Source organism: uncultured Chitinophaga sp., from assembly GCF_902168175.1.
In the GTDB taxonomy this organism is placed as follows: Bacteria; Bacteroidota; Bacteroidia; order Chitinophagales; family Chitinophagaceae; genus Chitinophaga.
Window position 1 is genome coordinate 1 of sequence record NZ_CABHOU010000070.1, and the last position, 13,188, is coordinate 13,188.

Genomic DNA, 13,188 nt, shown 5'->3' on the forward strand with positions numbered 1-13,188 from the left:
AGCGATCAGAGAATTGGAGAAAATCGGACTGGCGAGTGCGGAAGATGTGCTGGATATTACAGTACAGCGGATGGAAAAAACATATCCTGCCTACTTCGGCACTTACGACCGGTTCGATGTGGTGAAAAATTATATCAGTTCATTTGGAAACTTGTTTTTAGTAGGCCGTAACGGCATGCATAAATATAATAATACAGATCACTCTATGTTGACCGCTATGGTGGCGGTAGACAATGTGATAGCCGGGGTAACCAGTAAAGAGAACCTTTGGGAAATTAATACGGAGCAGGAGTATCATGAAGAAAAGGAAACCGCCCCTGTTGCAACAGCACCGGTAGAATACAAAACCTTTCCTTCATTCGTATTCAAAACTCCGCTTCACAAAAGATTGTTATGGGCCTCGGCCTTTTTCCTGATTGCGCAGTTCATCATTTTCAAATTGATGTATCCCTATCCGAACTTTATGCCGGACTCGTACTCGTACATCGGGGCAGCCATGAGCAACCAGGACATCAGCACCTGGCCGGTTGGATATTCGAAGTTCCTCCGTGTGTTCAGCTCCTTTACACATTCGGATATGGCACTGGTATTATTCCAGTACCTGTTCCTGGAGGCTTCCATCATCTGCTTCATTTTTACGCTGATGTACTTCTTAAAACCCGGACGCGTAGTAATGTACATTTTGTTCGCCTTCGCCGTGTTTAATCCGTTGTTGTTGTTCATGAGCAACTACGTATCGGCGGATGCCATGTTTACGGGGTTAAGTTTGCTTTGGCTGAGTAGCCTGATTGGGATGTTGTATACTGACTCGCGTGCGTTGATATGGTGGCATGCGGTGTTGTTGGTGGTGTTGTTTACGGTCCGGCATAATGCTTTGTATTATCCTGTGGTTTCTTTGCTTGCGTTTGTATTGTCTAAATATAGCTGGCGGTTAAGGATTATGGGGTTTGGGTTGTCGCTCGTGTTAGTTGGCTTGTTTGTGTGGCATACTGGGAATAAGTATAAGGAGTTGACCGGTCGAAGAACGATTTCAGCATTTGGGGGGTGGCAGTTGGCGGCGAATGCTTTATACATGTACTCTAGGATGCCTGCGGATCCGAATGTGCCGGCGAGGTTTAAGGAGTTGGATAGGATGGTGAGGAAGGAGTTTGATAGTTTGAATAAGGTGAAGGTGCGGCCGGATTCGGTATTGGGGATTTATTATTTGTGGCATGGGCCGTTGCCGAGGTACTTGACTGAGAGTACGAAGAAGGATACGGTGACGCCTTATTTTACGAGGTATGCGAAGATGGGCCATTTCTATGCAGATTATGGCGAGTATTTGATTAAGCATCATTCCACGTCTTTTGTGACAAAATATCTGATTAGAAACTTCATTAATTATTACGCGCCTCCAGTCGAGTTCTTGGGATTTTACAACATGGGGGCAGATACTGTGCAAGCAATAGCTAAGGGCTTTTTCTCCTATGAGAAAAATACTAAAAAGATAGCATCTAGACCAGTTAAGATGTTTAGATATTTTCCGGTTGGGAGTGCGGTAATAAACATAGCATTTATTTTTTCAATTATTGGGGTGCTAATCTTTATTGGATTACGAGATAAAGTAGGGGTAAGATTTTTGCTATTAATTGCGGTAGCGTGGGGAGCGAATATGTTTTTTAGCATTTTAGCATCCCCGATAGTGTTGAGGTATGAAGTATTTGCGATAGTGGTGATCTTTTCTACGTGTGTTGTGATTGGATCCCGATTAAGGGAAGAGATGCTGATAGTTAGCCTAAATTCCAACTGACCTTAATTTAATATATATGATAAGAGTCTTTTTCTTGCGTTTTGTCCTATTGGTGTTCTTTGTGGGATGTAAGTCAAATCATGTATTTGACACACCGCTGCCTGAATTCAATTTATTGGCAATGGATAGCTCAACAATTTTCAATACAAAGCAAATTCCAACGGGTAAACCATTTGCTTTGGTTTACTTAGATCCTGATTGCGGTTCTTGCCAAAAGGAAACAGAGGCGATCTTGGCGAAGATGGCGGAGTTAAAAGAATATTCAATTTACTTCATATCAGACGAACCGTTTGCTAGAATGAAAGTTTTTGAAAAACATTACTCCTTAATGCGATATAAAAATGTTTTTGTAGGAAATGATTATGATGGCTTTTTTGTAAGGCATTTTAGACCACCAGGCCCGCCTTATTCGATTATATATAACAAGAATAAAAGAGCCAGAGATATGTTTTCCGGGCCCGTAGATGGACAGGAATTTGTAGATGTTTTAACAAAATTGAATTGAAATCAACATGAAAAATAATAACATTGTTCTCGAGGTAATTTGCTGTTTACTTATTCTCTTGTTTGGTTATACTGGGATTAGTAAAATATTAGATTACTCAACTTTTTCTTTCGATCTTTTTAGGAGTATACCCGTACTTGATCGTATAGGATTTCCCGCATGGATTGCACTTTCGATTCCTGTTTTTGAGCTTGTTATTGCGGCGGTTCTCGTTGTGCCGAGGTGGAGAAAACTAGGTCTGTATGCATCGTTGTTCACGATGATTTTTTTCACACTCTACGTGGCTTTTATACTAGGATTCATGGATAAAAAGCCATGTAGTTGCGGAGGCGTTCTTCGGGAGATGTCTTGGACGCAACATTTATGGTTCAATGTTTTCTTTACAATAATATCTTATTGGGGAATAGCGATAATTAAAGGGCGTCGATGGTGGCCTATCAAAAAAGATGCTCGCATAGGTAACCGGGTGTCGCCCTAGAATAAGCGTGACAAACAAAATAACTAGTCGTTAAATTATGGTATGTAGAGTGTCGAGTAATTCGTGGTCATCCTCTGCAACACTATTATTTGGTATCTAAGTATCGCAATCATTCGGGCGAATGAGCCTATTGTCACTTTTTATATTTAAAGTTTAAATGCCGGCATGAACAGGGGAAGCCGAAAACCTGAATAAACGAGTAGGCAATTTTTTGACTTTAAGTTTTTATTGTTTTTTGATTCTTAAAAAACATTTTTTGTTATGAATAAGATTAAATTATTTATTGGAGCAGCATGTTTAGTATCCGCTTTCGGCGCAGCAGCTGCCACAAAAGTACTAGGTGACGGTCCTGCGGATTATTATTATAATCCAGCAGCTCCAGTTGAAAAATGCATCGCTATCGCAACTACAGAGTGTCCTCAAGGCGCAGCAACTTGTAAGCATAATGGCTTCCAAGTGTATGATTATAGGGTAGATCTGGAAACATGTGACGTGCCTCTGCAATTGCAGTAATTGCGGTCTAATATTAGGAGGCTGTCCCCACATGATGGAGACGGCCTCTCTTTTTTCTTCTGATTATTTGCTCATTGTGGGGCTATGTCGTAGAATGGCGGCGGTACTAATCTCCCTCAAAAATAAATTTCAGAGACTACACTTTTATCTATCAATTTGTCTAAGTTGATTGAGAGTGATAGCATAACGAGGATTTATAGTGAAAGTTGTGCGCCTGCAGTAAAAGTCTTAATAGGTGGTAATCTTAATGCTCCTGATTCCGGATCTAGACCAATATAATCTGTAAATGTTATTAGATTCTGACCTTGCAGGTATAATTTGAGCGCCGTTATTTTTAATCTGGCTAGTGAATTTTTAGAGAATGTATAAGAAAATGAAAGGTTTTTTAGTCTCATGTAAGAAGTGTTGACGATCGTATTATCTCCGTAATTTACAAGGTTTGAGTATGCTATACCGGCAGCGGATGTGACTGATGAAGTGAGTTTTTGGATTTTACTTGCCGAATTGTCTTTAGTCCACTTTTCCTTAATTAGAGACGGTTGATTTGCGTTAAAAGTTCCCGGTGTGGTGAAGTAATACCGATAGTCGAATCCGGTTTGTTTAACGAACTGCAGAAATATGTCAGCCTCAAATCCGTTGAAAGATATGGTATTAGAAAACCCGCCAAAATACTTTTGTTCTATTGACTTGTTTGCTTGTAAATCTTGCGGGAATGATAGGGTGCCATCTTTATCTAGATCCTCGTAGGAGTATATTCCGGATGTGGGATCTACACCTGTAGATTTAAATTTTTTACTGATAAAAAGTGACCTTCCTACTACATACGAGTTTGCGAAACTTGTTTTTTCGAGATTTGGGAAAGCTATTAGCGTATTAGTAGGTATGCTAATATTTAGTGAGCTAGACCATTTTATAAGCTTATTTTTAAATAGGTTAGTTTGTAGCTCGAATTCAGTTCCTTCGTTTTGTATTGTAGCGGGAAGGTTTCCTTGAATCGTTTGGAAGCCAGTAATCGATGGGAGCGGATAGCCCAGGAGTTGATTATCACTTCTATTTCTGTAATAATTTGTACTAAATAATAGCTGATCATTAAAAAAACTGCTCTCAAGGCCGAATTCAACTTTTTTAACCTCTTCCCAATGGTAGTTGGGATTTGATAGCCTGGTGGGATAGTTTCCTATAATACCGTAGTAGGCAGAACTATAGGGTGTGTAAGTACTTAGATATTGATAATCTGGCATTTGATCGTTTCCTGTTTTGCCAATACTTCCGCGTAGTTTGGCATAACTCAAAAAGGTGATGCTGTTTTTTAAGAATTTTTCGCCGGTTATGATCCATGCCGCACCAATAGCGCCGAAGTTTCCATATCGATTACCTGCTCCAAATCGGCTGCTTCCATCGCGCCTTCCTGTTATGTTAACGATATATCGATCGTCAAAGTTAGCAGTGAGTCGCCCGAATGCCGCAATGTAATGATAAATTGTGTAGGTGTCTTCTAAAGTTTGTGTAGAGACGGCAGCGGATTTATTATTAATTAGGAGATCATTTGAGAAGTCAGTTGCATGCTGTGACATAGAAGAACGAACCTGTTCTTGTATAGTTGATCCAAGTACAAGATTTGTGTGAAATTTCCCAAATTTTCTCTGATAGTTTATTTGAGGTTCTATGATCCAAGATTTGGAGTTGGCAATAGTCGACGTATTGCTTCTTAAGCTTGAGTAGCCCCAATATAAAGGAGAGTAAACGGTAATCGGCCTTCGGGCATTTTGGTTGGAGGATAAATTGTTGAAGCCCAAGCTGCAGATTAGATTTAAGTTGGAAATAATTCGACGGCTCAAAGTTAAATTACTATTTATGTTGGTTGATATTGATGAAACTGTAGCATTCAACGATGCCAAAGGGTTGGTCCATGTATCGTTTTGCCAGTTAAGGTTACCCGTTGAGTCATATAGTTTGGGGGTTGTAGGGGCATAGTTGATATACGCTGATGGATCAATTGTCGGTAAATCGCTGTTCTCTCTTAGGAATATTGTCGAAAAATTTACTTGCGTTTTTTTGTCCTTTGAGAAACTGCTTATGTTGATGTTGGACGAGTATTTTTGATTAGGGAATTCTTTAGGGAGTACACTGGTTTCCTTATTGTAATTAAAGGAAAGCCGAACTTTTGTATTTGAGCTGGCCGCGGAAAGTGCAATTTGGCTATTTTGCATTTTTGCCGTATTTCCAATCATTATATCTTGCCAGTTAGTTGAAGATAAGGTGTCCCAGACGCCATTTATATCATATTCTGTAGTTGGGATGTTAGTAATGCCATCGTTCTGCAATGCTTCTTTTCTCATACGTATGTAATTGGAACTATTTAATAATTCCATTCGGGTGTCGACTATACCAATTCCTGAATAATGATTGAATTCAAGTAAATTTGTTTCACTCTTTCCTTTTTTCGTACTGATTAAAATTACACCATTTGCACCTCTTGATCCATAAATTGCTGTGGCATCAGCATCTTTCAAAACTTCTATGCTTTCGATGTCTCCTGGGTTTATTGTATTGAAAGGACTAAGCTGCACTGCCCCTACTAGCGCTCTGGTTCCTGACAAGCTGGATGGACTAAATGGTACACCGTCAACAATATATAGTGGATCATTCCCATTAGAGATGCTATTTCTGCCCCTCAGTCGGACTGTAGGGGTAGCTCCCGGAAGTCCTGATGTTTGAGTTATTGCGAGACCAGTTACCCTTCCTTGTAGCGCTAGAAGTGGGTTGCTTACCGGCTGGTTAGAAATTATTTGGTTGGATATTTTGCTTACGGATCCCGTATTTTTTCTTTTCGTTGTAGATCCATAACCAACGATTAATGTTTCGTCTAGACCAATTTGTAGCCTTTTTAATTGAATAACAAGTTTCTGGGAGTTGTTTAAAATGTATTCTTGCTTTTGGTAGCCAATTGAGCTAACTATCGCAGTAGATTTTTCGGCAATCTCTGGTAATTCGAATTTCCCAAAAATATCAGACAAAGTGCCTATGCTTGTGTTTTTTATTGAAATGCTGGCGCCAATTAGGGGGGTGCCGTCTTCGGACGTTATAGTTCCAGAGATTTTTATTTTTTTTATTGTGTCTATTGGTATTTTGTTTGTATTGTCTACGGAACGGATAATGACTAAGGACATCTTTCTTTCGTCGGCATAACTCCATGCTAGATTGAAGTAATTTAAGATTTCAGTAAGCTCATCTTTCCAGTTTTGATTTTGAATGGTTTTTGAAATGGTTCGCTCCGGTTTTACAATGTTGTCTGAATAATAAAAGACAATTCCTGTATGAGAGCTTAGCTTTCTCAAATATGTTTTTAGGGTGACGGTGTTTTTTTCTGACTTGCTGCCGGAGTTATTTTGAGTACTTGCGTATGCCTGGGCTGTAAGAAATGTTCCTACAAGTAAAGGTGCAACAAGAACTGACAACAGATTTATTTTCTTCAGATTTAACATATCATCGCTGTTTAATGGAGTTAGATATATTTCTAGAGTGATCGATTGCTAGATATGGGTGAAATGATAATATTTATCACATCTTCACCCTAAACTTATGCAACGTAACTCTTTAAGATGTAAATGTTCATCATGCATCGATATTGCTTGTTTTTATGTTGTTTCTTATTGGGTATAATTTTTTTTGTTAACATTGAAATTAGTCGTGCGCAGACTTCCGATAAAATCTATTCTCGAATTGAGGTTGGAAAACCCTGTCCAGATTTTGTGCTTAAAAAATTGTACTATGGTAAGCGGAACGAAACGCAGCTTAGTGACTTTTCCGGGAGGTGGTTGGTTTTAGATTTTTGGGGCGAGTTTTGCGGTTTTTGTATCTCTGGTTTTCCCCGAATGGATAGGTTAAAAAGGAAATTTGATGGATTGGTTGAATTTTTACTAATTGGTACCCCTCACAAGGAAGATAGTAGTATTCATGCGATGTACATGCAGTTTAAAAGAGATTTTGATCTTAGTATTCCAGTGGCTTATGATAGAACGCTTTTCCAGCGTTTTTGGGGGGATGGGGCAATGCCACTCATTGTGGTTGTGGATCCCAATGGAATTATTAGGGCAATAACAAGAGAAATTGACGCTGAGTTACTTGAGGAATTTGTTGCTGGAGGAAACCCGAAGTGGAAGAGAATTTATGGAACTGATTCGAATCAAAATTATGATTATAGCTTGCCGCTTTTAGTGAAAGGTAATGGTGGCAATGATACGGGGTTCCTTTATAGAACTGTTTTTACCAAATGGAATGACATGCAGCCGGTAATGAGCGTGCGACTTTCAACGCACCGGTTTGAAATTTTGGGCGCTGATCTGACTTTTCTCTACAAACTGGCTTTTTTCGGGAAAGGATTTTGGGGATCCGCGGACTCATCACTTTACTCGAATTGTTATCCCAACATAATACTTGAAACAAAAGATTCGTCGAAATTTACCATGAATCGAATTTCTGGCGATAATATGTTTTGTTACAGTATCTCGAATAAAATTCAAAAGATCGCTTCAGGAAAAGATCCATATAATTTGATTGATGACAAATTGCTAAGCGGAAGAATGAAAAATGATCTGGAAAACTTCTTTCCATATACAGCGGAATTGGAGGAACGGGATATGCCATGTTATTTTTTAGTAGCTGAGAGGAGCATCGTAGAACGTCTTAGAACAAAGGGGGGGGCGGGAAGTTGGACAGAGCCATATGGACACAATAAAGGTTTTTTGCTAAAGAATATGCCGAGTGGCATGATCATTCCTTCTCTAGAGACAGCCTTCGCAAAATCAGTTGATTTGCCAATTTTTGATAATACGGGAATCGAATGTAACATAGATATTGACCTTAGGGGGTTGTCTTTCGATGAACGAATTAAGGAGTTAAACGAAAATGGTATTCAATTGATTTTAGCCGTGAAACGTTTTAAGGTGCTGGTTATTAGGGATTATACGAATAAGTAGTATAAATAAAACCAAAGAAAATGAAAAAGAGATTTTTTTTTCTCACACTATTTTGTTTTTCTATTTTTACATTATTGGGATGCGATAAGTTTTTGGAAATTCCCCCACCACGTACTCAATTGATAACTAATACAGTGTTTGAAAACGATGCACTGGCTAATAGCGCTGTGATCGCAATATATTCGAAGTTGATAAATGAAAGTGGCATAAGCTACAGGATTCCCATGCAGACAGGATTGTCAGGTGATGAATTAACAAACTATTCAAAAAATATCGATGTTATTCAGGTCTATCAGAATGCAATATCTCCATTAAATGCTAGAACTGCTAGTGTTTGGGAACCGTTGTATCGGTATGTTTTTCAGTGTAATGAGGTTATAGAGAAGGTAGAGAATTCAGATCGGCTCAATAGTAAACTTAGATACCACTTGGTTGGTGAAGCTAAATTTTTAAGAGCTTTTATCTATTTTTATTTAAAGAATATGTGGGGAGAAATTCCGTTGATTTTGAAAACAGATTATAAGATTAGTGCTAATGCCGAAAGGACTGGAGTCGCTGAGATAGATAGTCAAATAGTTAGAGATTTGAAGGATGCCATTTCGCTGTTGCCGGATAATTTTATTGGTTCAGATGGTATTGTGAAATCATTCGACCGACTTCGTGCCAGTAAGTGGGCGGCAATGGCTCTTCTTTCAAGAGTGTCGCTTTACAGAAAAGATTACAAGTCGGCCGTGAAATATGCAGACAGTGTTATAGCTAATGCAAATGTATTTTATTTGGAACAGGATTTGAATAAAGTCTTCTTGAAGACAAGTCCAGAGGCTATTTTTCAACTACAGCCGGTAGCTACTTTTTTGGTGACGCCAGAAGGGAGCAACTTTATTCTAAGAGGGACCCCATCTACAAGCGAGGCAAATTCTACCGTAGTTAGTAGTGCTTTGCTTAGAGTATTCGAAAAAGATGATAAGAGGGCTTTAAGTTGGATTAATTCTATAAAGGTCGGAACTAATACTTATTTTTTTCCATTCAAATATAAAGTAAGGACGACCGGAGGAGGTGCCGCAAGTGAGGAATACTCCGTTGTTCTTAGACTTGCGGAATTGTATTTGATTAGGGCAGAGGCCTATGCGCAAATTGGCGAAATTGGTCTAGCCAATGAGGATTTGCGAGTAGTCAGAAAGAGAGCAGGACTTTCTTATGACTTAACAGCTGATAAAGATTCACTGCTAGGTAAAATTATTCATGAAAGGCAAGTGGAATTTTTTTGTGAGTGGGGGCATAGATGGTTTGACCTAAAAAGATTGTCAATTCTAGATAGTGTGATGACAAACACAGTTCCTTTAAAGAGTGCGCAATGGGATTCAAGACATGCATTTTTTCCGATCCCTCAAAAGGACCGCAATAACAACCCCAACCTCACCCAAAACCCCGGCTACAACTAAGCTAACTATTAAAACACACCCCCCTGTCGGTGTTAACACCGACAGGGCTCCTAACTAAAAATAAATTTTGCTAATTAATTAGCAACCCATAATTTCGCTTCATCATCAAACGAAACATCTCCGACTTAGCTTAACCTTATTCATTTAAAACCTCAAAAGTATGATGAGAAAAGTCAGGCAGGATAACAAAGCTGATCCTGAATTTATCAACCGGCATCCGCTCGCCAATAGCATGCTTTTCAACGTGCAGTTACAATATATGTTCGATGAAACACGCAGGCAGTACGGCAAACGGAAAGCCCAAAGTTATCTTTACGACATGGTCGTTCAAATGCAGATGATGGTCGCTCATGGGAAAACGTTCCAGGGCTTTGATGTGGGATCTGTAGATGAGGCGTTTGAAGAACTGTTCGGAAATATAATGTAACACCAAAACATCAGGAATAGCATGTTACCCGTGTCCTTATAATTACTCCACGTGTTGAATTCGGTAACCTGATCCTATAAGTTTGTTGTTCCACCCAAAGTAATCTTTCAATATTCTGGCAATTCAGCGCTAAGGCAAATCGTCCTGGCACAGAGATTTATTTGGTTGATTTAACCTCAGCCAAAGGGGGAGATGTGTATGAGTACGCATTTGTCCCAGGGGAATCCCTATTTTAATGTTTGAACTCTTTGAATCATAAACACATTTTTTAACCATCCTAAAAACCTTCACTAACATGAAGAACACTAATCTGTTTAACACGGACATTCCATCCGCTGTTCTGGCCGAGGTATTGGGCCTTATCAAACAAATTGACGATAAGTTAAGCCCTTATCTCATTTCACTAACGATCGAAGATCGCAGGCGGTTGCCTAAACTGGGAGACAAAAGATTGGCTTTTGTAAGAAAGGCAACGGAGTATGCATTACTTCATCCGCAATTTTTACCGGCCGGGTCGAGTGTTGAAGACCTGCAGGTGGATGCGCGGGGACGCGATATGTTAGAGCAGATCGTGCGTCCGCTCGACATCCTGCTGAGCAAATTGGATGACACGCAAATGAAGGTTGGCAGCGAATGGCTGATCGGCTGCCTCGATTTCGCTGATGCAGTGAAAGGTGCGGCTGCCCGCAACTTGGATGCTGCAAAGGTGATTGACGAAAACCTTAGTGTTTACTTCAAAAAAGCCTCCCGTGCCGACCAAATTGATGAGTCGCCGGAAGATACAGGAGGGCAACCTAATAACTAATCTTTTTTACCAGCAATAGGTATATTGACGGTCTAATGTTCGGCCCGGCGATTCTTCGCCGGGCATTTTTATTAGTTAAACCAGGTCAGGGTTTTATGAAATTGATGACCTGGTTGCGGGTAAAACGATAATTGATTAAAAATCAATTATTTGCGAATGAGCGGATATTCTTTTTGTATCGACGTCGATTCTTTTTATATCAAGGGAGATACCTACGCATATCAACGTTGATTCTTTTTATATCAAACAGCATTTGGCGACAGGCTTGGAACATACTTTTTATATCGGCGTCGATATAAAAAGTATCTCCGTCGATTCTTTTTGTATCGACGTCGATAGGGTGAGGTATCGGGTACATTCTTTTTGTATCTCCGTCGATATAAGAAGCATCTCCGTTGATTCTTTTTGTATCAGGCCCGATATAAAAAGAATATCCGTTGATACTTTTTATATCAAAGCCGATACCATCGGGTATCTCCGTCGATTCTTTTTACATCGGACCTCGTATAATTTTGTATCTCCGTCGATTCTTTTTGTATCTCTCCCGATACCACTATGTATCTCCCCCGATACTTTTTACCTCCACCGCTCATCTCCCCTCAAAAAAATAATCTAAAAAATACTCACCCAATTTTCTATAAAACCACACGTCTAAAAATATTATTTGGGACTAACAATTTTTTGTTACTTTTAACAAATCAATCACCCAACTACGAGTGATGATTCTCCAAAATCGAATACCTTAAGATAGAAACTCCCGTTTCCGTCTTTCCCAATTTCCAATTAGCATTATACGACATTAAGCTTAGCCAAAACCTTTACCACCAACCTGGTTAAATGCCGTATTTATGAACCATGAGGATGAGGAGCTGCTTCTGCGTTGTACCAAATGTGAAGATCAGCTCGCACAACAAATGTTGTATAGCCGCTATGCGAAATTATTAGTGTTCGAGGCCAGCCGTATCATCGGCGATGAGGAAGATGCCAAGGATATCGTCCACGATTTCTTTGTCGACTTTTTCGCCAAGAAACACTACCAGCGCATCCGCGCTAATGTAGGAGGTTACCTCTACAAATCGGTGCGTTACTCGGCCATGATGATTGCGAAGCGGAAGAAGTACCGGGAAAAATCGCTGGAACATTACACGTATTTCAAAGAGACCGTTACCTGCCTGGTGCCGGGGGAGGCCCGGGAAATCCGGACCGCCTTCTATAACGCACTGGATGGCATGCCCAAACAACCGGCCCGCGCTTTACAGCTGTATGTGGAAGATGACATGCGCCGTAAGGAGGTGGCCATGGAAATGGGGCTGTCCGACAATACCGTGAAAACCCATCTGGCAGTGGCGATGAAGTCGCTCAGAAAAAAAATGCAGGAATTACGTTAATCTTCTCACCCGAAATCATTGTTCCGGTATACTATATAAATAGTTAATTCGGTATAGGACATGACTAAGGAAAAGAAGAGTATTGACCTGTTGATGAGCGAAAAGATATTTGGGCTCATTCAACCGGACGATGACCTGGAGCTTCGGGAAGCATTAAATGAAGCCCCTGCGTTACAGCATCGGTTTAATGTTTTAAGAAGGAGTGCAGAGCGATTTGAACATACACCGGCGATTTCCAGTTGGGACCTTGACGAAAGTTTCGATCAGGTGATGCTGGAGGCGCGCCGGAAAAAAAAGCGTAAACGCGGCGCCCTTGCACTGTTAACAGTGGTGTGTGCCGCCCTGACAGCCATATTTGTAGTACGGCTGCCGGTTACAAAAAATACTATAGATGCCCGTTCATTCACAGGGTTTGCCCCGGCCAGTAAGGTTTCGCCCATCCTACTTACAACGGCCGGCGGCACCCAAGTGATGTTTGCGGATGATGGCATTCAGGATATTGAAGGCGCGAAGGTCAGTAACAATGCCAAAAGCAAAACACTGAGTTTCCTCACGCCGCCACCCGGCGCCAGCACCGGCCTTAATAAGTTAACCGTACCCCCGGGTATGGACTATCGCCTGGTGTTGCCCGATGGCTCTGAAGTTTATATGAATTCGGCTTCTTCCATAGAATTTCCTTTCCGTTTCGATGGAGCAAACAGGGAAGTGATACTGAAGGGGGAAGCGTTTTTCAAAATCATGAAAAGGGAAAGTCAGCCCTTTGTTGTAAAATCTGATCGCGGGGACATAACGGTATTAGGCACAAGTTTTAATGTAAACAGTTACGCTCTTGAAACAGTGAAGATAACTCTGGTAGAAGGTG

Annotated in this window: 10 protein-coding genes and 1 pseudogene; 10 read left to right on the top strand and 1 reads right to left on the bottom strand. The window is 40.4% G+C overall.

The annotated features are described in order from the left end of the window. From QZT80_RS14795 to QZT80_RS14805, 4 genes and pseudogenes are all read left to right on the top strand, one after another. A pseudogene (locus QZT80_RS14795) lies at positions 1–1,789 on the top strand (hypothetical protein); the annotation flags it as partial. Between the two features lie 16 nt (positions 1,790–1,805). Beyond that, entirely contained in the window at positions 1,806–2,294 is a 489-nt protein-coding gene (locus tag QZT80_RS14800) for a hypothetical protein (RefSeq protein ID WP_295123335.1), read from the top strand. A gap of 7 nt (positions 2,295–2,301) precedes the next feature. Next, a complete protein-coding gene (locus tag QZT80_RS26740) occupies positions 2,302–2,772 on the top strand; it encodes a MauE/DoxX family redox-associated membrane protein (RefSeq protein ID WP_367112872.1) in 471 nt (156 codons plus the stop codon). Positions 2,773–3,033: 261 nt separating this feature from the next. After that, on the top strand, positions 3,034–3,285 hold the full coding sequence (locus tag QZT80_RS14805; protein WP_295123337.1) for a DUF6520 family protein: 252 nt from the start codon (positions 3,034–3,036) through the stop codon (positions 3,283–3,285). 194 nt (positions 3,286–3,479) lie between these two features. Here the strand turns inward: QZT80_RS14805 and QZT80_RS14810 are convergent, their stop codons facing one another. Then, positions 3,480–6,770, bottom strand: a complete 3,291-nt coding sequence (locus QZT80_RS14810; RefSeq protein WP_295123340.1) for a SusC/RagA family TonB-linked outer membrane protein — start codon at positions 6,768–6,770, stop codon at positions 3,480–3,482. A gap of 132 nt (positions 6,771–6,902) precedes the next feature. Here QZT80_RS14810 and QZT80_RS14815 point away from each other — a divergent pair, with 132 nt between their 5' ends. The 6 genes from QZT80_RS14815 to QZT80_RS14840 form a co-directional block, all read left to right on the top strand. Further along, positions 6,903–8,264: a TlpA disulfide reductase family protein gene (locus tag QZT80_RS14815; RefSeq protein ID WP_295123343.1), complete on the top strand. Its 1,362-nt coding sequence runs from the start codon at positions 6,903–6,905 to the stop codon at positions 8,262–8,264. Positions 8,265–8,284: 20 nt separating this feature from the next. Next, positions 8,285–9,706, top strand: coding sequence for a RagB/SusD family nutrient uptake outer membrane protein (locus QZT80_RS14820; protein ID WP_295123346.1), 1,422 nt, complete (start codon positions 8,285–8,287; stop codon positions 9,704–9,706). Between the two features lie 160 nt (positions 9,707–9,866). After that, positions 9,867–10,133 (top strand): hypothetical protein, encoded by a 267-nt coding sequence (locus tag QZT80_RS14825; RefSeq protein WP_295123349.1) that lies wholly within the window; start codon positions 9,867–9,869, stop codon positions 10,131–10,133. Positions 10,134–10,428: 295 nt separating this feature from the next. Then, positions 10,429–10,938 carry a hypothetical protein gene (locus tag QZT80_RS14830; RefSeq protein WP_295123352.1) on the top strand — a complete coding sequence of 170 codons (510 nt, stop codon included), beginning with the start codon at positions 10,429–10,431 and terminating at the stop codon, positions 10,936–10,938. An 848-nt stretch (positions 10,939–11,786) separates the two neighbouring features. Continuing rightward, a complete protein-coding gene (locus tag QZT80_RS14835) occupies positions 11,787–12,326 on the top strand; it encodes a sigma-70 family RNA polymerase sigma factor (RefSeq protein WP_295123355.1) in 540 nt (179 codons plus the stop codon). A 60-nt stretch (positions 12,327–12,386) separates the two neighbouring features. Continuing rightward, positions 12,387–13,188, top strand: an 802-nt coding sequence (locus QZT80_RS14840) for a FecR family protein (RefSeq protein WP_295123358.1), incomplete at its 3' end; no start/stop codon positions are given.

Bases quoted from the DNA above. Each gene is read 5' to 3' on its own strand.
- QZT80_RS14800 (WP_295123335.1), top strand. From the start codon at position 1,806: ATGATAAGAGTCTTTTTCTTGCGTTTTGTCCTATTGGTGTTCTTTGTG.
- QZT80_RS26740 (WP_367112872.1), top strand. From the start codon at position 2,302: ATGAAAAATAATAACATTGTTCTCGAGGTAATTTGCTGTTTACTTATT.
- QZT80_RS14805 (WP_295123337.1), top strand. From the start codon at position 3,034: ATGAATAAGATTAAATTATTTATTGGAGCAGCATGTTTAGTATCCGCT.
- QZT80_RS14810 (WP_295123340.1), bottom strand. From the start codon at position 6,770: ATGTTAAATCTGAAGAAAATAAATCTGTTGTCAGTTCTTGTTGCACCT.
- QZT80_RS14815 (WP_295123343.1), top strand. From the start codon at position 6,903: ATGCATCGATATTGCTTGTTTTTATGTTGTTTCTTATTGGGTATAATT.
- QZT80_RS14820 (WP_295123346.1), top strand. From the start codon at position 8,285: ATGAAAAAGAGATTTTTTTTTCTCACACTATTTTGTTTTTCTATTTTT.
- QZT80_RS14825 (WP_295123349.1), top strand. From the start codon at position 9,867: ATGATGAGAAAAGTCAGGCAGGATAACAAAGCTGATCCTGAATTTATC.
- QZT80_RS14830 (WP_295123352.1), top strand. From the start codon at position 10,429: ATGAAGAACACTAATCTGTTTAACACGGACATTCCATCCGCTGTTCTG.
- QZT80_RS14835 (WP_295123355.1), top strand. From the start codon at position 11,787: ATGAACCATGAGGATGAGGAGCTGCTTCTGCGTTGTACCAAATGTGAA.